General features: G+C 55.9%; 15 protein-coding genes. 12 read left to right on the top strand and 3 right to left on the bottom strand.

Annotation, left to right across the window (positions count from 1 at the left end):
- Nucleotides 1-77 precede the first annotated feature (77 nt).
- Entirely contained in the window at nt 78-1,967 is a 1,890-nt protein-coding gene (locus tag HK23_RS03350) for a Hint domain-containing protein (RefSeq protein WP_256940042.1), read from the bottom strand.
- Nucleotides 1,968-2,330: 363 nt separating this feature from the next.
- The gene (locus HK23_RS03345; RefSeq protein ID WP_256940041.1) at nt 2,331-3,380 is read right to left on the bottom strand and encodes a DUF3034 family protein; all 1,050 of its coding nucleotides are present in this window, start codon (nt 3,378-3,380) and stop codon (nt 2,331-2,333) included.
- A gap of 603 nt (nt 3,381-3,983) precedes the next feature.
- Here HK23_RS03345 and polA point away from each other — a divergent pair.
- Genes polA through HK23_RS03325 form a run of 4 tightly spaced genes read left to right on the top strand, consistent with a single transcriptional unit; the run spans nt 3,984 to nt 9,767 of the window.
- Nucleotides 3,984-6,812: a DNA polymerase I gene (polA, locus tag HK23_RS03340; RefSeq protein WP_086652861.1), complete on the top strand. Its 2,829-nt coding sequence runs from the start codon at nt 3,984-3,986 to the stop codon at nt 6,810-6,812.
- A gap of 3 nt (nt 6,813-6,815) precedes the next feature.
- Nucleotides 6,816-7,430, top strand: a complete 615-nt coding sequence (locus HK23_RS03335; RefSeq protein WP_086652860.1) for an SCO family protein — start codon at nt 6,816-6,818, stop codon at nt 7,428-7,430.
- Between the two features lie 42 nt (nt 7,431-7,472).
- Nucleotides 7,473-8,621, top strand: a complete 1,149-nt coding sequence (locus HK23_RS03330) for a glycosyltransferase family 61 protein (RefSeq protein ID WP_086652859.1) — start codon at nt 7,473-7,475, stop codon at nt 8,619-8,621.
- Nucleotides 8,622-8,633: 12 nt separating this feature from the next.
- The gene (locus tag HK23_RS03325; protein WP_086652858.1) at nt 8,634-9,767 is read left to right on the top strand and encodes an acyl-CoA dehydrogenase family protein; all 1,134 of its coding nucleotides are present in this window, start codon (nt 8,634-8,636) and stop codon (nt 9,765-9,767) included.
- A 210-nt stretch (nt 9,768-9,977) separates the two neighbouring features.
- On the opposite strand, the gene HK23_RS03320 is transcribed toward HK23_RS03325, so the two are convergent.
- Nucleotides 9,978-12,596 carry a TonB-dependent receptor plug domain-containing protein gene (locus HK23_RS03320; RefSeq protein WP_086652857.1) on the bottom strand — a complete coding sequence of 873 codons (2,619 nt, stop codon included), beginning with the start codon at nt 12,594-12,596 and terminating at the stop codon, nt 9,978-9,980.
- A 210-nt stretch (nt 12,597-12,806) separates the two neighbouring features.
- Between HK23_RS03320 and HK23_RS03315 the strand changes: the two genes are divergently transcribed.
- From HK23_RS03315 to HK23_RS03280, 8 genes are all read left to right on the top strand, one after another.
- Nucleotides 12,807-13,916 carry a pyridoxal phosphate-dependent aminotransferase gene (locus tag HK23_RS03315; protein ID WP_086652856.1) on the top strand — a complete coding sequence of 370 codons (1,110 nt, stop codon included), beginning with the start codon at nt 12,807-12,809 and terminating at the stop codon, nt 13,914-13,916.
- Nucleotides 13,917-14,022: 106 nt separating this feature from the next.
- Nucleotides 14,023-15,741, top strand: a complete 1,719-nt coding sequence (locus HK23_RS03310) for an ABC transporter substrate-binding protein (protein ID WP_086652855.1) — start codon at nt 14,023-14,025, stop codon at nt 15,739-15,741.
- On the top strand, nt 15,738-16,739 hold the full coding sequence (locus HK23_RS03305) for an ABC transporter permease (protein ID WP_086652854.1): 1,002 nt from the start codon (nt 15,738-15,740) through the stop codon (nt 16,737-16,739). The genes HK23_RS03310 and HK23_RS03305 overlap by 4 nt, the downstream gene beginning before the upstream one ends.
- A gap of 13 nt (nt 16,740-16,752) precedes the next feature.
- Nucleotides 16,753-17,727: an ABC transporter permease gene (locus tag HK23_RS03300; protein ID WP_086652853.1), complete on the top strand. Its 975-nt coding sequence runs from the start codon at nt 16,753-16,755 to the stop codon at nt 17,725-17,727.
- A complete protein-coding gene (locus HK23_RS03295; protein WP_086652852.1) occupies nt 17,717-18,811 on the top strand; it encodes an ABC transporter ATP-binding protein in 1,095 nt (364 codons plus the stop codon). Before HK23_RS03300 ends, HK23_RS03295 begins: the two co-directional genes overlap by 11 nt.
- A 65-nt stretch (nt 18,812-18,876) precedes the next feature.
- Nucleotides 18,877-19,833: an ABC transporter ATP-binding protein gene (locus HK23_RS03290; RefSeq protein WP_086652966.1), complete on the top strand. Its 957-nt coding sequence runs from the start codon at nt 18,877-18,879 to the stop codon at nt 19,831-19,833.
- A gap of 69 nt (nt 19,834-19,902) precedes the next feature.
- The gene (locus tag HK23_RS03285) at nt 19,903-20,670 is read left to right on the top strand and encodes a lysophospholipid acyltransferase family protein (protein WP_086652851.1); all 768 of its coding nucleotides are present in this window, start codon (nt 19,903-19,905) and stop codon (nt 20,668-20,670) included.
- 111 nt (nt 20,671-20,781) lie between these two features.
- The gene (locus HK23_RS03280; RefSeq protein ID WP_086652850.1) at nt 20,782-22,200 is read left to right on the top strand and encodes an FAD-binding oxidoreductase; all 1,419 of its coding nucleotides are present in this window, start codon (nt 20,782-20,784) and stop codon (nt 22,198-22,200) included.
- Nucleotides 22,201-22,322 lie beyond the last annotated feature (122 nt).

Genomic DNA, 22,322 nt, shown 5'->3' with positions numbered 1-22,322 from the left:
GCTATCTGGTCCAGATAGACGTCATCAGGCCCCCGTCAAAAATGGGGGCCTGATCAGAAAGTCCTCTGCTGGAAAAATCAGGCGGACTGTGACAAGCGAACGTCTGCTTTAGGGTTGCTCAGCAGATAAGGGCCGCCTGCACGCACCTCGAGAAGCAGAATCCCCAGCCTTCCCTGTGTCATATGTTCACACAATGGCAGGACAGCATTGCCATTTGTCCAGGCGCACACTTCCTCTCCTGCGCCATACCACCCTTCCGACGTTTCAGTCTGCACATGAGAGGTTATCTCGTAACTCCGGCTGCCTGAAACAAAGACAATTTTAGCAACCATTACCCCAAGATAACGCCGATCATCCACAAAGGGACCAATCACATCTGAAGGCCGGCTGGCACGAGAGACAATACGGACAGACTTTGTATGCGGTGGTAGCATGAAGCTGTAGTGCGTACCATCATACCGTAACGGGCGCACAGTTCTCCCTGCCTCAATCACCAGATGTAAATCCGGATCACCTGTCAGCTCAGCCATTTCAGACACTGGCTGATCCTTACACAGTGTTTTTGCACGTTGCTCGAGTTTGCGGAACAACGGCTCCACAACAGCACGATCAACACACAACGGAGCCGCGGCATCTTTTTCCCAGGTACGGGAAATGCCATAGAGACGTGTGACCTTGCCGGTCTGCTGGAAAGACGATCCGGATCGGGTATCAAGGTAACTTTCGGTCAGCACGTTATCGGCCATGATGACAGAATGCTGCTCTGTCTCTACGTGATAATACGTGTAGGACGTGATGGTTTTATCATAAAAAACAGAACTGCCGTTGACCAGCATCCGAACGGGTACAAAATTCCCCTCAAAGAACAGGCAATGCTCCGGCGTGATCAGCAAATCTTTGGACGGAACTCCCTCGGCAATGGCATCCTTGCAAACACGCACCGGGTAACCTGCCATATCGTCCGACAGTGCGCTGTTCACTACAACAAACTGCCTGCCGGCCCAGACTACAGGCTGCGTTACAGTCTGCCCGTCGATATAGGTAACAAGAACATCCCCGACCTGAATTTCTTCGACCGGCACACATCCCTTACTCGTTTCAATCATCGCCCCGGCAAGGAAACAGGCGCCTGTGTCACTCTGCTCACCGAACAGAATATAGCCATCCCGGTACAGAGCTGTTGGGATCGCATTGCCATTCGTGTTTGTGACGAAGTTTTTCAGAGTGACAAGTGTAGTCGTATTGCCATTGACCGTCCCCTGAATCAGCAGGTCATTCCCGCTTATGCTGGTTGTTAGCGTATTCGAGCTATAATCAGTATAAGACTGAATCTTGATCTGATCCCCGTAGACGAAATTCTGTACATGCAGATCCAGATTGGACAAGCTGGAAAGCGACGTATTTTCAATCTTCAGAAGACCACCGGGGGTATTATGAAAGTCAATTTTTGCAGTCCCACTGATGTCATCAATGAGATTGTAAAAATAGACAGACCCGCCACGGATGTTGATCTTGGGTGACATCAGGTTTGAGCATTCCAGACCAGCAACAAAAACGCCACCGCTGTTTACGTTATAAACACCCTCAAAACCTGTAAAAACATGGTTCACCACCAGCTTACCATTGGTGATATTATAAACACCTGTGCGACCATTAAAGTCGTTACTGATAGAGAGTGTTCCGTTATTAATATTGATTGTGCCGCCAGCAGCATCCTGCAGGATACCCGCAGTGTCTGACTCGTCTCTTACAACCTGAACCGTCGCACCCTCCGTAATATTGACGGTGCCCGCATTCAGATTGAGATAACCTTTGATGGTAAGGGTGGCCCCGTTATTGACATTCAGAATGTCACCATTCGTGCCCAGCCCTTCCGTGGCATCGGCAGGAGGAGCCTCCCAGTTTTGGTTGCCATTGCCAGCCCAACTTCCCATGGACTGGTCTGTCGTAATGTTCGTGATAGACATTTTGATATCTTTCTTGTTTGGAAAATATCAATTTTCTGCATGCGGGCTCGACAGCGCTCTTCCGTAAGGGAAGTCCTGTGGAAGGAGGGAAGACGTAAAGATATATGCAGAATGTTGATATTATCTCTTTATTTTGGACATCAATCCCCTATCTCAGATGAAATAAAAAGAATATATCAATAAATGTAAAATTCCTGTGAGTTTGTTTGTTTATATATTACTAAAAATATAGATATTTAATGCTTCTTTATAGTGTTTCTGTACTCAATATTTCAATATACCAATGAAATAGTATGGAAAGTCTGCCGCCCGTGCCGCCTCAATGAGCATCACGTCCCCGCTTTGCGTATGCCCCAGATATTTTTAAAAACCAGTCTGAAGAGACACATAAGCTCCGGTTTGATTTCGGTAAGTCGCAATGGTCCCTAGAGAGACATAAGCTGCTGTAATATTTAGGTGCTTATTTACAAAATAGCTGGCGTACACATCAAACCAGTTGCTCTCAGGTGTGAAATTCTGGTTGCGCGGCTTGGTCCGATATTCCACCCCCACAACCAGCCCTGGAATAAAGGATGGTAAATAGCCGAGCGATCCTTCAAACTGCGGATAATAGTTGTCGTTCCGATCCCCTCCGAAGCCAAGAATGCCCCACTGGTTGCCTTTGGTCAGGCGCATGGTGGTATCCACAAGCAGGCCCAGTTTGGGGAACAGTTTAGTGGCGGCAATATAGACGTCCGCGCCATCGGTATGTTTGGAACCCACGGCATGAATGACCTTTGCATCGCCATCATGCTTATACATAGCCCCCACAGCCACCTGCGGCAGAAGGGTTTTATCCAGCACATGGCCAAAAAGCCGGACCTTGATGCCCCCTGTATCCAGATCAAACTGATAGCCATGACCAATACCCAGCTTGCGCCCGGTTGAGCCAGTACGGAAGAAGTTGTGCGCGTAGGAAATTTCCACGCGGTCATAAAACCCCATGACGGCACCCACATTCTGGTCCGTATAGTTGGTCAGGCTGACATAGCTGTAGTGAAACGCCATCCCCATACTTTTCTTGCTGCCATAGCCCCCAATAGTGGCCCAGCTGGCAATACCGCCGCCACTTGAGCCTTCCAGAGAACTCAGACCGCTGGTACCCAGAGTGCGCTGACCATCGAAAATCTTGTCAAACGTGAGCCCGGCATCCGGTTCATCAGGAGCCTCTCCGGAAGAGGCCTGTGCCGTCCCTGTTGTGGAAGACGCTGGTTGCGCAGCCACCGGTGCCAGCGTGACACGCGGGATGCTCCCTGTAACCTTACCCGCAGAAGATGCTGCGGCCGACGGCGTTTGCGCTCTGGCATTCTGGGCAGACACAACAAGCGCGAAAGCCGCCAAAACCGGAGCGAACAGTTCACGTAAACTCTTCAACCTAAGTCCGAATGTTGTGGCGCTGTTTTGCAAAATCAGCAGGACCTGTGTGACCTGTTTCCTACGCTGAAAACCCATGCGACCAACCTTGTTTCTCAGCATAGTGCTCCCCTGAATGCTGCTGCCCTGACATCTCAGACCATCGAGACACCCCACACTGGTCTGAAATGCCTTATGAAAATTTCAAATTTTTGCGATGATTTTCAAAAACACGCTTTTAGGGCTTGTTATTACGTGTTTCATCGCCCCGGAAGAGAACGGACATGCTGGCTATGCATTGTGTGACAAACCCTAAAATCATGCCGCCTTTACAGGCTGATATCTCTGTCTATATTCGTACGTATATAGATGTGTAAACAGATCGAGGCCGTTCTTTTCGTGCTGATTTCAAACTATAAGTTATTCATACTCTGCATATTTCTGAGGGGTCTGGCCGATGAGCAGTGTGCAGGAGACTCGGTCGGGTCTGGCTAAAGGGCCGAAGAACACCTCCCTCGTCTTGCAGGCTCCTTCCCCACCCCTGTATGCTAGGCAAAGAAGGGGCACATATGCCCACCTCCTCCATCCGTCTCACCTATTCCGGCCCTGGCCTGCAAGAGTTTCATGACCAACACAGATACACCCCACCTGGTACTGGTAGATGGCAGCGGCTTTATTTTCCGCGCCTTTCATGCCCTGCCTCCCATGACCAGCCCGGACGGGGTGCCCGTTAACGCCGTTTACGGGTTTACAAATATGCTGGCCCGCCTGCTGCGAGAGCATGTGGGCACCCATCTGGCGGTTATTTTTGATGCAGGGCGCCAGACATTCCGGACGGAAATTTACCCACAATATAAAGCGCACCGGCCCGAGCCGCCGGAAGATCTGCGCCCCCAGTTTTCGCTGATCCGTGACGCCACGCGGGCCTTCAACGTGCCTGCCATTGAGCTGGCCGGCTGGGAAGCGGATGACCTGATTGCCTCCTACGCCACAGCCGTGCGGGAAGTCGGGGGCACCTGCACCATCGTCTCTTCCGACAAGGATCTGATGCAGCTGATCGGCCCCGGCGTGTGCATGCTGGAACCCATGAAGCAGACCGCCATCAGTACCCCGGAAGTAGAAGCCAAATTTGGCGTCACCCCGGATAAGGTGGTGGATGTGCAGGCTCTCATGGGCGACCCAACGGATAACGTGCCCGGTGTGCCCGGCATTGGCCCCAAGACGGCCTCTGCCCTTGTAAATGAATACGGCACGCTGGAAGCCGTGCTGGCTGCGGCACCGGAGATGAAAAAATCCAAGCGCCGCGATATGCTGATTGAGCATGCCGAGGCCGCGCGCATCTCCCGCAAGCTGGTGGAGCTGGCGCGGGATGTGCCGCTACCAGTGCCGGTCGAGGAGCTTGGCGTTCGGGAACTCGACAAGCTGATGGTGGCCGAGTGGCTGGAGAGCATGGGCTTCCGCTCCGTGCTGAGCCGTCTGGGTGTTGGTCATCCCTCTGGCGCGCACGCTCATCGCACCGCCCGCGCCGCAGCGCATGCGTCTGTTACCGGTGCCACCGCTCCCACAGGAGCAGAAACACCCGTCGCTGAGGCCGGTCAGTCTGCCGAAGTTGCTGCTTCCCTCACCGCCGAATACGGCCCGTATGAAACCGTGCGCACGGCGGAAGAGCTTCAGAAATGGGTCAGTGCTGCGCAGGAAGCGGGCATTTGCGCGGTCGATACAGAAACCGACGGACTGGACCCGCTGCATGCCAACATGGTCGGCATCTCTCTGTCCACCGCCCCCGGCAAAGCCTGCTACATTCCTCTGCGGCATGAAGGCACGCTGGAAGAACCGGCTGGTGAGCAACTCCAGCCCACTGCCGCACTTGATATTCTGCGCCCCCTGCTGACTGACCCGGCGGTTCTGAAAATCTTCCAGAACGGCAAATTTGATCTGCTGGTGTTTGACCACGCCGGGCTGGATTTCTCCACCATCGCGCCGGTGGATGACACCATGCTGATCTCCTACGCACAGTCGGCCGGGCAGCATGGACAGGGGATGGATGAGCTCTCCACCCTGCATCTGAGCCATACCCCCATCAGTTATGACAGTGTAACCGGCACTGGGCGGAACCGCATTCCGTTCACACACGTCCCGGTTGCTCGCGCTACGCCTTATGCAGCCGAAGATGCCGATGTCACGCTGCGGCTGTGGTACGTGCTGCACCCCACGCTGCGCACCAATCAGGCGCTGGCGCTGTATGAACAGCTGGAACGCCCGCTCTCCCCCGTGCTGGCTGGCATGGAAAAAGCCGGGATTGCGGTAGACCGCGCCGAACTGGGACGTCTTTCTGAAGATTTTGCCACCCGTATGGCCGTCATGGAAAAAGAAATTCATGAGGCTGCAGGACGGGACTTCAATGTTGGCTCCCCCCGCCAGCTTGGGGAAATCCTGTTTGATGAAATGGGCCTGAAGGGGGGCAAGCGCGGCAAGGCGGGCGCATGGAGCACAGACTCTTCCGTCTTGCAGGATCTGGCTGATCAGGGGCATGACCTCCCGGCCCGCGTTCTGGCATGGCGGCAGCTGGCCAAGCTGAAAAGCACCTATACGGATGCTCTGCTGCGTCAGGCCACGGTGGATGACCGGGTGCATACATCCTTCCAGATGGCCATTACCTCAACGGGCCGCCTGTCTTCTAACGACCCGAACTTGCAGAACATCCCTATCCGCACGGAAGAGGGGGGCCGTATCCGGCAAGCCTTTATTGCACCACCCGGCAAAAAGCTGATTTCGGCTGACTATTCTCAGATTGAACTGCGCCTGCTGGCCGATGTCGCCAATATTCCGGCCCTGCGGGAAGCTTTTGCTCTGGGGCAGGATATTCATGCCCGCACTGCCTCGGAAGTGTTCAATATCCCGCTGGAAGGGATGGACAGCCTGACCCGTCGGCGGGCCAAAGCCATCAACTTCGGGATTATTTACGGCATTTCCGCTTTTGGACTGAGCCGCCAGCTTGGCATTCCCGCAGGGGAAGCGCGCGCCTATATCGATGCCTATTTTGCCCGCTATCCGGGCATCCGTGATTACATGGAGCGCATGCGTGAGCAAGCCAAAGCCAACGGCTATGTGCTCACACCATTCGGGCGACGCTGCTACGTGCCGGGCATTCATGAAAAGAGTGCTGCACGCAGGCAGTATGCGGAACGGCAGGCTATTAATGCCCCCCTGCAGGGTGGTGCCGCCGACATTATCAAACGCGCCATGGTCAAGCTGCCGCGCGCCCTGAAAGATGCGGGTCTTTCCGCCCGCATGCTGCTCCAGGTGCACGATGAATTGCTATTTGAAGCCGACGCCGCAGAGGCCGAGGCTGTTGCGGCTCTGGCACGCAAGGTGATGGAAGCCGCAGCAACACTGTCCGTACCGCTGGTGGTTGAGACAGGGATAGGCGGAAACTGGGCAGAGGCACATTAAGTTATGACACCAAGTGAAAAACGATTTGCATTGATTGCAGCTGGCGTTCTGGTTGTGGCCAGCGTGACCGGCTACGTGGGCACACGCGTTGCCCTGCATTATGGTCCAACGCTGGATACGTATGGCAATGAGGTCGGCGGTTCCTTCCGCCTGATGGATGCCACCACCGGCACCATGACGGACCAGACCTTCCGGGGCCGATGGATGATGGTGTTGTTTGGCGCAACCCATTGTGCGGAGGATGCCTGCACCCCGGCGCTAACCAACATGTCCGCCGCACTGGACAAGACTGACCCCGGCAAACGGAAAGCTGTCATTATTTTTGTCAGCCTTGACCCGGACCGTGATGATGCCGAACGCCTGCGTCTGTATGGCCAGAGCATCAGCCCTCGCGTGGTCGCGGGCACAGCTGCCCCCGGCCCGCTGGCAGATCTGGCGAAGGAATACCACACCACGGTTGAAAAACTGCCTGATCCGGAATGGACCTATGCCATGCGCATGTCCCCCCGCTTTGTCGTAATGGACCCAAACGCCCGTTATGTTGGCACGGTCGACGCTAATCTCAGCGCCGATGCCATGACGGAGGCGCTGAAGAAACTCATTCTACCCAAAAATTAATATTAAACCGCATATCTTATTGCGCTATTCGGAGAACCCAGCATGCCTGAAACAACGCCGCAGGATTCCTTGTCTGTTCTAAAAGGCCTCTCAGCCTATGGCAGAATTTCGGGCCGAGTGGTTTTTCAGACAGACGCGCAAAATCAGCCTCTTCCCATCCCGGCTTATGACGGACAGCCTGTGCAGGCCTTCAACCGCGGGCTCTCCCTCTATCACGCACGGGCTGATGCAGGAACGCAAACGGTCAGGATGCCGCTCACACAGCTTGTCCTGTTTAGTATGGAAAATGCCCGTTTTGTGCTGCACCCCGGTCTGGATGGCATGATTATCGATAGCCAGAACCAACCTGTTATTGAACCCTCCTGCTTCTGCCAGCATGACCTGTATCAGCACAGCCACCGCCTGCCGGACATGCCCGTGCACGAGGAACAGGATGAAGTGTTTCTGGGGTTTGATGCCGCCTGGCGAAATTATTACCACTGGATGCTGTACGGAGTCTCCAAAACACAGCTGGCCAGCAGCCTGCTCTCACCCCACGTCAAGATGGTCGTACCAGAAATGCCGATGGCTGCTGCGACCCGCCACCCGACTTTTACAACGCAAACGTTTGAAACCTCTCTGCGCCTTTCAGGCGTTCAGGATCGCATTTTCCGCGCACCGGATGGCGTTCACCATGCTAAAAAACTGCACTTCTTCTGGCACACACCTACCATGCCGGAACTTTACCTGAACTGTGCCGAACCTTACAGACATTTTGACGCCATGCCGGTTCCGCATCGGCCTGATCTGCCCACACGATTTTACGTCACGCGTGAGGGAGGGCATGACAGCCGCATCAGCCCCGAAGAACAAACCCAGATTGAACCCGTTCTAGCACAGAAGGGGTTTGAAAAAGTCTTTCTGGAAAAAATGGATCTTGAAACACAGATTGCGCTTTTCCGGCAGGCTGACTGCATTCTTGCTCCACATGGCGCAGGCCTTGCCAATATGGTCTTTGCACGGCCGGGCACAAAACTTTTGGAACTCAACCGTCTTCTGGATGGCCAACCTCATTTGAGAAACTGCTTTTACGTAATCACTCTGCAACGCAAACAGCCCTATATGGTCCTGAATCTGCAAGACCAGCCCCTGACATCTGAGTTGCTAGAAAATGCTTTAACCAGACTGGAAAACACGCCAACCCCGTTTTAAAAGAGAGTTCCCATGTCCTGCTCTGCCGAGTTTTTGTCAGACCTTGTAAGCCGGTTTTCCAGTCGGGCATCTGCCTATGACCAATCGGGCGAGATCGCGACAGATAATCTGGCAGACCTGCACAAAGCCGGGCTCCTGGCGCTGACAGTTTCCCCGCGCTATGGGGGCGGTGGGAAAAGCCTGAGGGACGTTCTGCCTCTTATTGGCACCCTTGCGCAGGGAGACCCATCGACAACCCTTATTCTGGCCATGCAGTGCCTGCACCATGCCAGCATTGCGGCAGACCCGCACTGGCCGGAAGAGGTACGCCGCATGGTCTCTGAAGCTGCTGTGCAGGACGGCGCGCTCCTGAACGCCTTACGTGTGGAACCAGACCTCGGCACACCCTCACGCGGCGGAATTCCAGCCACGCGCGTCAGCCGGAAAGACGGACAATGGGTTCTGAACGGCTGCAAGATTTATTCCACAGGGTCCACGGCCTTGCGATGGGGGATTGTGTGGGCCGCAACTGATGAGGAAACCCCTCGCACAGGCCATATTCTCGTGCCGCTGGATGCCCCCGGAGTGCGCATAGAGCACACATGGGACCAGCTCGGCATGCGGGCAACGGGAAGCCATACCATTCATTTTGAAAATGTGGTTCTGCCAGAGGCTTTTCTTGTCGATTTACGCAAACCGGAAGACTGGCGAGGCGCAGGGCAGGACCTGACGCTCTGGCATGCGCTGCTGATTGCCGCCCTGTATGATGGTGTGGCGCGGTCTGCGCGGGACTGGCTGGTAACTTTCCTGCATGCCCGTGTGCCGGCCAATCTGGGCAAGCCCCTTGCCTCCCTGCCCCGCTTTCAGATGGTGATGGGTGAGATTGAGGCTTTACTGCTCACCAACCGGGCTCTTCTGGCAGACAGCCTGACACGATATGAGCGGGGGCAGTGCAGCGTGACAGACGCCAATCTGGTCAAACATGTCGTGACAGACAACGCTATTCGCAGCGTAGAAAAAGGCGTGGCGGCAATTGGTAATCCGGCTCTGAACCGTTCCAATCCTCTGGAACGCCACTTGCGCGATGTTCTCTGCGCCCGAATTCATACGCCGCAGGTTGATACTGCCCTGACTGCTGCCGGTCGTGTCAGGCTGGAACAGCCATGACAAGACCTTAAGTGGACTGGGGCTCGCGACAGTTTTCAGAAATCCCAGGACGCTCTCATTTTTTAAAAAGTGAGAGTATACGGAAAAGTTTAAGAAACCGATCGTTCTAAAAAAACGAAATCTCATTCCCAATAAAAAAAACCTGTCATGACCAAATCTGTCACAACAGGTTTTAGAATTTTTTTAAGGTTATAAAGAAACTATTTTATCTCAAAAGTGCGCGTCAATACGACCATAATAATATCCGCCGGTCATTGGCACCTGAGCCGAGTTCGCATCATAGATACGCGCGCCATAGTTGTTGTTCAGCGGGTTTACCTTGCGCGGGCGCACGTTGAAAATATTGTTGGCACCCACAGCAAAGTGCCAGTGCGGATTGACACTATATCCCACTTCAAGATCAGTCAGCCAGCGCGGTGTATTTTTGAACTGAGCAAAGCAACTGTTGGAATAGCGTAAGGCTTTGCCGTTGTTGTCACAAATCGCACTGGAGGGTGTCCAGTCCTGATAGCCCAGCATGGTCGTGGTTTCACCATAACGCGTCTGACGCAGGTTCACGTCCCATTTTCCAACGGTCCAGAACGCATTCAGGATCAGCTTGCTACGCGGATACGCCGTGGTGATGTAGCTGGCAGTTGCCGCAGTGAGCAGAGACGTCGGGACGCCATTGACCATAGTGGACGCCACGTGGCTTAGGCGCGTGCGGTTCAGGTCCAGTGATGCAGAAAGATTAAGGTTTCCATAGCGATTCATCCGCACCAGATAATCAGCTTTCAGGTCAAACCCCTGCGTACGGGTACTGGCCCCATTGGCAAAATAGTAAGTACTGACAGCATTGGGGTCCAGACCGGAAGGCAGCACAAAACCGAGTTGTTGCAGCGCCGCAATCGCTGTTGAGCCATTGGTGGAGCCACCGGCAATAATACGGTCACGAATATTGATCTGATAGACATCTGCTTCAACATGCAGGCCTTTCAGAGGTTCGACAACCAGACCACCACTGGCATTGGTAGAGCGTTCCGGCTTAAGGGGCGCAGCCCCCAGCAGACGGGCCGCGGAAGAACTGACCGGCAACAGACCAGCTACCGTCGTTGCCCCCACGTTAATTGAACTAAAGTGCTGCTCTGCAAGCGTTGGCGCACGGAAGCCGTTGCTGATGGTGCCACGAATTGCAATGCGTGGCGTAATTTCATACCGGGTCGAGATTTTACCGTTTTCAGTGTTGCCAACATCCGTATAATGCTCGAACCGGCCAGCAAAATCGACATCCCAGTTCTTCAGCGGATGGAAATCACCATCCAGATATCCTGCCCAGATATCGCGGCTCCAGTTCCCGGCATTCTGCGGGCTGAGGCCAACATAGCCGGCCATTCCCCCAGCCTCGTAAGACGGCGGCGTGCCAGCCTTGATCTGATAAGTTTCCAGACGATGCTCTGCCCCGAACGCAATGGTGGTTGGGGTTGCAAAGCCAGTCTTGAAATTCCTTCTGAAATCAATCGTATTTGTCCACTGCGCCATGCGATAGCTTTCCGCACGTGTGGTAGTGGGAGACCATCCACACCCGTCTGTGGAGACATAAGCGCTGGTGCTGGTTGGATTACTGCTGCGCGGAATACATTTGCTGCTTAGCATCCCGGCGTTGATGCTGTTTTTGTCTCCAATGGCATCTTCATCCGCGCCATAGGTCGTGCTGAGATCCCACGCAAACCCAAAGAAATTATCCCCTTTCAGGCCCAGCGTTGCGGCGTAGTCATTTTCTTCAATCGTTTCGAGCGGCGAGAACCCGGACGGATAAATCGTCGGCATCGTATTGGGTGTGCGATAGTTCTGATACGATTCAGCATGCCGGTGAGCATAAGTAATCAACCCATATCCCTGCACACCCTCTGTCAGCGTTTTGCCAAAGGCAATACTCAGGTCTTCACGGGTCTCCTCTGGCGTGCTCATCACTTTATTGGAATTTTTCGGCACAGAAACTGGTCCGGTATAAAGTGCTGTGCCAGCCCCTGCAGGAGCAGATCCCATTAGACGATGGTCTTCCGTGTAGGGCACCATATGGTCTGTATGGTAGACTTGTCCGCTCAGATGCAGATAACCATCTCCGCCGAGAGATAAACCGCCATCAATACTGGTCTGATACTGCCAGCCATCGCCATTATACGCATTGGCGCCAGTCTGCGCACTCATGTTCAGACCGTGATTGGTTTTGCGGGTAATAATATTGACCACACCGGCAATTGCATCAGAGCCATAAAGTGCTGCTGCGCCATCTTCCAGCACTTCAATATGGTCAATAGATGCGGCGGGGATCATGTTCAGATCCACGGGTGTTGCACCAAATGCCGGACCGGCATCCGCATAAATATTGGCCGTTGTATGCCGGCGTTTCCCATCGACCAGCACCAGAACCTGATTTGGATTGAGCCCCCGCATACGGATTGCCGAGGTCAGCGCCCCGGCATCATTCCCCATAGTGCTGACATTGATGGACGCATACGTGCGCGTCAGCGCATCCGCCAGGTTCATTTGTCCGGACCGGCGCAGCGTGGCGGCAGACAGCACGCTGACAGGAGATGTGCTCTGCCGGGCCTTGCGGTTGACGGCATGCGTGCCAGTCACAATCAGGGTTTCACCACTGTTAGCCCCGGAGGCTTTATCTGAGGTTTGGTGTTTTGCAGCTTTTGGCCGCTTTGACGCGACCTTTTTCGCATGCCCGGTGCCCGCAGGCTGTTGCTCATCAGCAGCAGTCGCGGCTTTGGAAACTGGTCCTTCCGCCATCAGACCAAATGTCAGAATGGTTGAAACCAGAAACGCTTTCCTGAGTGTCATGCGTGTATCCAGAATATTATCAAAAATGGAAAAATCACGCGTCTGTTACCAAGAGCATCCACTCGAAACAAAGTGAAACTATTATGACATCATCAAACCTATATACTTTCTATACTCATTTTAATTTAGCAATCCAGAAACATACGTTAAAAGAAGCGTACAAACACAAAACATTAAATGTAAATCATAATTCATTATTAAAGGATAACTATGTTCCATCTCGACAGACGTTCTCTGATACAGGCAGGCAGCCTTATAGCCCCGGCTCTCTGGGCAGGGCGTGCCAGGCCGCTCCTTGCTGCACAGGAAGTGCCCGCAACCCGTGCACGCCTGAACGTAACAGAAAACCCGTTTGGCCCTTCGCCCGCTGCACGCAAGGCAATTATGGCCTGTGTGCCTCAGGCCCCGTATTATGTGGAAGATGAACACACGTTACGTGATAAAATTGGTCATCATGAAAATCTTGAGAGAGAAAAAGTCGCTTTATCAAATGGATCTCTGGATGCGCTGTCTCTGCTTTCCAGCGATATCGGCCGCAAGGGCCATCTTCTGGCACCGCAGCCAACCTATGCCACACATCTGAACTATGCCCAGCGCCGCGGTGTAGAAGTGCGCTATGTACCTCTCGTTCACCATGCGATTGATCTGGATGCTCTCCGGCAGGCCATTACCCCCGAGACGGCAATGGTGTACCTTTGCAACCCCAACAATCCAACCGGCGATATGCTGGATCATACAAAACTCCTTTCATTTTGCGAAGAGGTTTCCAAAAAAATCCCTGTTGTTGTGGATGAAGCCTATTTTGAACTTTTACCGTCAGCAGAGCAGATGACTGTCTCATCTCTGGTACAGTCCGGGCATGATGTGATTGTTGCCCGCACATTTTCCAAGGTTTATGGTCTGGCCGGACTTCGGATTGGCTATATTCTGGCGCAACCCAACCGCGTGAAGCAGCTTTACAGCCTTACCACCACGTCCCGTAATCAGGCTGGCTATGCCGCCGCCATGGCATCCCTTGGGGACAAAACGTATCTCAACGGTGCAATTGCTTATCTTAAGTCCTGCCGTGGCATGATTTATGATATCTGCCAGAAAAATGGTCTGTCTTTCCTAAAAAGTCACGGAACCTTTGTTTACGTCGATACACAGCGACCGGCAGAAAAAATGAAAGCTGCACTGGCGCAACGGGGCGTCGATATCCGGGTGTTTGATGCCCCAGCCTACCAGACATGGATCCGTGTTGGCACAGCCACCCCTGCGGAACTGGACCTGTTTGGACGCGCGTTACCAGCAGCGTTGCAGGATGTGCCCAAAGCCTGAATGAACCTGCTGGCATCAATCCACTTTTATAAACCGTTACGCTTTGTGCATTGTGTGTCACACCGCGCCCTTTTAAGGTCTCTCCCCAGAGCATGGGGTGTGAAACATGGTGCAGAAACAGTCTTTTTATGTGGGATATGTGCTGGCCGCTCTGTGCGCCGGTACAGCCCCACTTTCCTGCGCACACGCTCAACCTGCTCCAGCGCCACGACTAGCCACCCCATCCTCAGACGCTCATAAAGGCGGCACCTTACGGCTGGCTGCGCAAAACTCCGGGGGCACGCTGGACCCGCAAGTCTCTTATATTTCTCTCATCAAGCAACTCGAAACGCCCGTTTATGACGGGCTTCTGACATTCCCTAAATTTGCAGGCGTCAAATCACAACCCGTCATTGCCGATCTGGCAGAAACTGTCCCGAAGCCAGAAGACGGTGGGCGAACCTATCGGTTTACGCTTCGTCCCAATCTGCATTTTTCCAATGGTCAGGTTGTAAATGTCGAAGATGTCGCTGCGTCGTTCCGGCGTCTCTTCAAAGTCGGCAGTCCAACTGCGGGCCCGTATTACAGTCATATCGTTGGGGCAGATGCCTGCCTGCATGACCCCGCGCACTGCACACTGGCAGGCGGCATAGAGACTGATCCGGCCACCCGCACCATTACCTTCCATCTGACGGAGCCGGATGCCGAATTTCTGGACCGTCTGGCCTGGTTTCATGCCGCCATTCTCCCGGCCAACACACCACCCTATGATACCGGTAATATCGCCCCTCCGGGTACCGGACCCTATCGCGTAACACGCTATGACCCCGCCACAGGCATGGTGCTGGAACGCAACCCGTATTTCCGAGAATGGGCGCATGATGCGCAGCCTTTTGGCTATGCTGATACCATTCAGATCACCTTCGGGCTGGACCCGGAAGGCGAAGTGACTGCTATTGAAAATGGTCAGTATGACTGGATGTATGAAGATGTGCCGCTGGACAGGCTTGGAGAAGTTGGGAGCTGCTATCCCGAACAGGTGCAGATTTATACACTACTGCTTTATTATTACGCCGCCCTGAATGTCCGGATACCGCCGTTCAATTCGCTCAAGGCACGGCAGGCGCTGAACTATGCCATTAATCGACATGCCATGGCGATCTATCATGGCGGTGCTGCGGTCGCGACGCCCCTCTGCCAGCTTCTGCCCCAGGGTGCGCCGGGTTATGAGCCCAGTTGCGCCTACACCAAAGGAGCATCACCTGCGCATCCTCTGCCGGAATGGCAGGCACCAGATTTTGAAGAAGCGCGTAAAATGGTGCGGGAAAGCGGCACAGCGGGCCAGAAAGTCACCATTATCGCACCTCTGGAAGGGCGCTATGCCGCCATGGCCATGGAATTACGCAGCACACTGGCCAGCCTTGGTTATGAGGCCTCTGTGCGCAGCATGACGCAGACTGTGCAATTTCCGTACGTGCAGAATAGTGACAACCATGTGCAGCTTGCCCTGACAGGATGGAATGCGGATTACCCCTCCGCGTCCACGTTCCTGCAAACCTTGTTTGCATGCGCCAGTTTCCGCCCGCATTCCGATAATTCACCCAACATGTCAGCCTTTTGTAACCCGGAAACAGACGCCCTGATGAATAAGGCTGCCGCCGCTGCCCTGACCAGCCCGGCAGACAGCACAAAGGACTGGGCAGAGGCTGACCGCGCCCTGATGGCGCAGGCTCCCGCCGTGCCGCTGGTGCAGATCAAACGCGTCCGCCTGTTGTCAAAACGCACGCGTAACGCCATCGTAACACTTAATGATGAAATCCTGCTTTCCCAGCTTCAGGTCCGATGACAGCTGAAGCGCCTCCCCCACCCGGCCCATGGCGGCAGGCGATGCGTGGACTTGCACGCAACCGCGCGGCCATGGCAGCCCTTGCCGTTCTGGTGCTCATCACCCTGAGTTGCGTGCTGGCCCCGCTCTATGCGCGGGATATTGCACGGACTGACCCGTTCACCTCCAACGTCGCTGGCAGCATCATGCTGGACGGGCATGAGGTGGATATCATGCAGCCAAACGATAATCCGCTGCATCTGGGCCTCAGCCCCATCGGGCCGACCGGCCACGCAGCCTATCTGCTGGGCGCGGACAGCCAGGGGCGCGATGTCGCGGCGCGCATGCTGTATGGTGGCCGCAATTCCCTGCTGATTTCTTCCTGCGCTGCGGTGCTCTGCCTGTTTCTGGCGGCTACCGCTGGCATTGCCGCAGGCTTTTTTGGTGGGGTGGTGGATGCCGTCCTCTCCCGCCTGATGGATATCATGTGGGCGGTGCCGGTCTATCTGTTTGCCATCTCGCTCTCCATTGTCACGGTGAGTCAGGGGTTAAAGCTCGGGCCGTTTGTCGTGGAAGCGGACAGTCTGCTGATCCCTATTGTCATTATCGCGCTGGTCTATGTGCCGTATGCGGCCCGGCCCATCCGGGGACGAGTGCTGGCATTACGGCAGGCGGAATTTGTCACCGCGGCCCGCTGCCTTGGCGTGCCACGCTGGCGGGTTGTGCTGTTTGATATTCTGCCTAACGTGACGACCACGCTCGTCGTGCTTGGGCCGTTGCTGATGGCGCTTTCCCTGCTGGCGGAAAGCGCACTCTCTTTCCTCTCCATCGGTGTGCAGGCTCCGGCGGCATCATGGGGCACCATTATTCAGGATGGCGAGGGGCTGATTTACACGCGCCCCATGGTCGCCATTGCCCCCGGCCTCGCCATTGTGCTGGTAGTGCTGGCGCTGAATATTCTGGGTGACGGCCTGAGGGATGCGCTGGATGTGCGCGATGCCGCACGGCGGTCCTCATGAGGAGGGTTGACGCATGATGATGGCGCTCCTTCGTCGGCTCGGGCAGACGGTATTTGTTTTGTTCGGCATTTCTGCGCTCGTGTTTCTGGTCTTCTTTGCCACGCCGGGCGCGGATCCTACCGCCCGCATTGCCGGACGCAACGCATCCCCCCAGACCATGGAAAAAGTGCGGCAGGAATACGGGTTTGACCGCCCTCTGCCTGTGCAATACGCCACCATGATGAAGAAGCTGTTCATCACGCAGGACCTTGCCTCCTACGTGGACCGGGGTGAACTCGTAGTGCCGGAAATCGCGCGTGCGGCCCCGGTTACGGTCTCTCTGGTCTGTGGGGCAGCCGTCATCTGGGTTGTGCTGTCCATAGCCATGGGGACCATCGCCGCGGCCATGAAAGGCACATGGGTTGATCGTGGACTGATGATGCTGGGGCTGATCGGCATTTCCATGCCGGTCTTCTGGCTGGGGCAGGTTGCCAATCTCATCACGCAAAGCCGGTATCATGACACATGGCTGTTCTCATGGGTGCCGGGGCTGGGTTACGTGCCGCTGACGGAAAACCCGTGGGGGTGGTTCAAGGCGCTGGTCATTCCATGGATCGTTCTGGCCGTCATGTTCATCGGCATTTACAGCCGCGTTTTGCGGGCCGATCTGGTAGCACTCTCCGGCGAGGATTTCATGCGCACAGCACGGGCCAAGGGGCTTTCTCCTACCCGTATTCTGCTGCGGCATGGGCTGCGCACCTCTATGGTGACCTTTGTCTCCCTCTTCGGGCTGGATTTTGCACAGCTTGTGGGCGGCGGTGCCTTGCTGACGGAAGTCGTGTTCGGTCTGCCCGGTGTAGGGCGGCTCACCTATCAGGCACTCACTAATCTAGACCTGCCCCTGATTATGGCCACCGTGATGTATTCCGCCGTGTTTGTGGTGCTGGCCAATGCGGTGGTGGACATCCTCTATCTGTTCCTGGACCCGAGGGTGCGTGATGCCCGCTGAGACCGCCCCTCCGATGACCGCCCCCTTGCTGGAGGTGCGTGACCTGTGCGTCAGCTTTCCCTCCCGTGGGCGGATGATCCCGATTGTGGAGCATGTGTCCTTCACGCTGGGCGAGCGGGATATTCTGGGGCTGGTGGGGGAATCCGGCTCGGGCAAATCCGTAACCGCCATGGCGCTGATGGGGTTGATTGACAGTCCCGGCGTGCAGATTACCGGCTCGGCCCTGTTCCGGGGGCAGGAACTGGTCGGACTGCCGCAAAAGCAGCTCCGACGCCTGCGTGGGCGCGAGATTGCCATGATCTTTCAGGACCCGATGACGGCCTTTACGCCAGTTTATACCATTGGCTGGCAGATTGATGAGCAGATCCGCGCGCATGAGCGCCTCTCCCGCAAGCAGGCCCGCGCCCGCACGGTAGAACTGCTGGCGGAAATGGGCGTGCCTGACCCGGCCCGCACGGCAGACCGCTACCCGCATCAGCTTTCTGGCGGCCTGCGGCAACGCGCCATGATCGCCATGGCGCTCTCCTGCAATCCATCTCTGCTGATTGCAGATGAACCCACCACAGCGCTGGACGTAACGGTGCAGGCGCAGATTCTGGACCTGATCCGCTCCCTGCGCAGCACCTACGGTTCTTCCGTGCTGCTGATTACGCATGATATGGGCGTGGTTGCAGAAACCTGTGACACGACTTTGGTGCTGTATTCAGGCCGGGTGGCGGAAACCGGCCCGACAGACGCCCTGTTTGCCCACCCCGGCCATCCTTATACAGCAGCACTTCTGGCCTCCATCCCACCGCTGGATGGCCCGCGCCCGCATCGCCTGCCCGCCATTGCCGGGGCACCGCCTGCCCCGCTGGAACGTCCGGCTGGCTGCGCCTTTGCGCCTCGGTGCTCGTATGTGCATGATAGCTGCCTGCCTGCACCACCACCTCCACTGGTGCCGACGGACAACACAAAATATCCTTCTGGAGCACCAGTGTTGCAGCCTGGCCAGTTCGCCGCCTGTGTTCTCCCGGCAGAAGGCACTCCCTTACCGCCTCGGCTGATAAACACAGACCTTTCTTCCGGGGAGCCGCATCAGTGACCCGACCATCTCCCCCTTCCTCCGCTCCATACGCAACAGACCCGCATGCCAGTGCCAGACCACTGCTGGACGTGCGGGACGTGCGCAAGACCTATCATCTGCCACGCGGGCAAACTTTGAAGGCGGTTGATGGAATTTCGCTTTCTGTCATGCCCGGAGAAGTGCTGGGGCTGGTTGGGGAGTCTGGCTGCGGGAAGTCCACGCTGGGCCGGTGCCTGCTCCGTCTTACGGATGTATCCACCGGGCAGATCCTGTTTGAAGGGCAGGACATCACCCATCTGAGTGAACGCGCTCTCCGACCGCTGCGGCAACGAATGCAAATGGTCTTTCAGGATTCCTATGCCTCGCTTAATCCGCGCCGTCGTATTGGGGATTTACTGGCCGAGCCGCTCAAGGTTCATCCCGGCCCGGACGGACACAAACGCTCCCGCACGACCATCACAGCCCGTCTGCGCGAATTGATGGATCTGGTCAGCCTGCCCGTTACGGCGCTGGACCGTTATGCGCACGAATTCTCCGGGGGCCAGCGGCAGCGTATCAATATCGCCCGTGCACTCGCACTTTCACCCCGGCTGGTAGTGGCGGATGAGCCGGTGTCTGCGCTGGATGTTTCCGTGCAGGCCCAGATTGTCAATCTGTTTGCCGACCTTCAGGCCCGACTGGGACTGACCTACGTGTTTGTTGCGCATGATCTGGCTGTGGTGCGGCAGATTTCCACCCGCGTGGCTGTCATGTATCTGGGCGCTGTAGTGGAACTGGGCGAAACGGATGCCGTGCTGCACCACCCCGCGCACCCTTATTCTGCCGTGCTGACCGCTGCGGTGCCCCGCCCTGTGGTGGGTGCTGCTCGTGCAGCGCCGCTGGGTGGCGACATTCCCAGCCCGGTCGCGCGGCCTGCGGGCTGCCGCTTTCATACACGCTGTCCGTTTGTGCAGGACCGTTGCCGGGCAGAAGAGCCAGCCTTGCGCAGGATCGGACCGAGCCATTCTGTCGCGTGTCATTTTCCGCTGGCAGAAGGTTGAGTGGGTCAGTATGCAGAAAAGCCCGCATCTTGCAGGGTCTTCACTCTGACGGATAAAGCCTGAGCCCGCATGTTCCGCCTCTCTGCTTTAAGCGCCTGTGTGCGTTTTTATGCCTCCCTGCTGGGAATTGCCGTTATTTTTCTGGCACTGGATGCCGGAGCTTTTGTGCTGCGGAGCCTGCTGCCAGAAGGGCCTAGGCGGCGGAAAGTAGGCCGCTTCTGGCTCTATCATGTCGCCCGTTTTGCCGTGCGCTTTCTCCACACCATGGGCATTCTGGACTGTGACCTGCATGAGCTGACTGCCATCCGACAGGAAACCGGGCTGGTGCTGGTTGCCAACCACCCCTCCCGTCTGGACAGCCTCATTCTGGCTGCGGCCCTGCCCCGGTTGGTATGCGTGACCAAAGCCTCCATCTGGGAACGACCAACACTTGGCAGCACCCTGCGCACTGCGGGCTATATCCGGCATGATAGTCTGTTAAAACTTATTGGGCCGGCCACAGAGAGCCTGAAAGAAGGCTGTCAGCTTCTTCTGTTTCCCGAAGGGACACGCTCCCGCGCAGGAGCAGAACCCGGACCGTTTCAAGCCGGCTTTGCCGCCATTGCGCAACGCACCTGCTCAGCCGTACAACCCATCCTGATCGAAACGGATTCTCCCTATCTGGCTCAGGGCTGGCCCTTCCTGCGTCGGCCGCCTCTCCCTATGCGCTACAAGATCCGCCTTACTCCCCGCTTCCACGCTCCCGCCCGAGACGAGGCCAGTGGACGCACACTGGTGGAAAAGACGGAAACACTGTTGAAACAGGGGCTAACGCAAATAACGTTACGAGACACGTAACGACTAGAAGATCGAAAATCAGAGCACTAAAATAGAAAATTTTACCAAAAAACCATTCTGCTTTATGAAAGTTCACCCTGACAGCCTATTTTTCTTTCTGGATATTTCGTGATGCCTGAAAACTCCGCCTCCCCCGCAGAGCGCCTGCACGCTGTTCTGGCCACCCTGCGGACCACCATGGACACGCAGATCAGCAGTGCACCCTCGGTGCGGGAAGAACACAGCCATGGGGAGGCGATGAATGCCGCCTGTTTACCAGAGGCGGTGGTTTTTGCAGAAAGCACCGATGATGTTTCCGCTGTGCTCCGTGCCTGCCACGCCCACCGTGTGCCTGTGGTGGCTTTTGGGGCTGGTACATCCGTTGAGGGACATGTCGTCCCCCCGGAACATGCCATCAGTCTTGACCTTTCCCGTATGACCGGCATTCTTGCGGTCAATGCAGAAGATCTGGATTGCCGCGTGCAGGCTGGCCTGACACGCCAGAGCCTGAATGCGCAGATCCGCGATACCGGCCTGTTCTTTCCGGTAGACCCCGGTGGGGAGGCTACACTTGGGGGCATGTGCGCCACCCGCGCCTCTGGCACCGCTGCTGTGCGCTACGGCACCATGAAGGAAAATGTTCTGGGGCTAACTGTCGTTCTGGCAACAGGTGAGATTATCCGCACAGGCGGACGTGTGCGAAAATCCTCGACCGGGTATGACCTGACGTCTCTGTTTGTCGGGTCGGAAGGCACGCTCGGAGTTATCACGGAAGTCCAGCTGAGGTTGCACGGGCGCCCTGAAACATTGTCTGCTGCTGTCTGTCAGTTTGAAAATCTGCATGATGCTGTGCAGACTGCCATGGAAATCATTCAGTGTGGCATTCCCATTAACCGCGTGGAACTGATGGACCCTGTTCAGATGCAGGCCTCCATTCAGTTTTCCAAACTGGAAGGGTACCGCCCTCTTACCACGCTGTTTTTTGAATTTGCCGGGGCCCCCGCCGCAGTGCAGGAACAGGTGAGCGCAACGGAAGCTCTTGTGGAATCGAATAACGGGCTTGGTTTTGCATGGGCGGAAAGCGCGGAAGACCGCTCCCGTCTCTGGAAAGCACGGCATGATGCGTTCTGGGCTGCCAAAGCACTGGACCCGCAGGCGCGCGTCATTTCCACTGACTGCATTGTGCCGATCTCCCGCCTCGGCACTCTGATCGATGGGGTCTATGAGGATATCAAAGCCTCCGGGCTGCGCGCCCCGCTGCTGGGCCATGTCGGGGATGGGAATTTCCACACCCTGATTATTACGGAAGACACACCGGAAGGACACGCACAGGCCTGGGAGCTGGACAAGAAAATTGTTGCCCGTGCACTGGCTCTGGAAGGCTCATGCAGCGGGGAGCATGGTGTCGGCATGGGCAAGCTCGATTTTCTGGAAACGGAACATGGAGCTGGGGCCCTCAGCGTTATGCGCGCTCTGAAAAACACTATGGACCCGCACCATATTCTCAATCCCGGGAAGCTACTGCCCGCAGGACCAGTTTATCAGGGATAAAAGAGTAGTGTCCCACGTGGAGAGAGGAAGAAGTGTCACAGAGTTTGTGGTTCTTATTCTCTCTCCGATCATGCGAAATGCGTTTCAAGCGGGCCACCATCGCCTGCCTGTAATTAACTTCA

Origin of the sequence: Acetobacter malorum, from assembly GCF_002153605.1 — a bacterium.
GTDB classification, from domain to species: Bacteria; Pseudomonadota; Alphaproteobacteria; order Acetobacterales; family Acetobacteraceae; genus Acetobacter; species Acetobacter malorum_A.
This window is presented reverse-complemented; position numbering and strand designations above follow the sequence as displayed.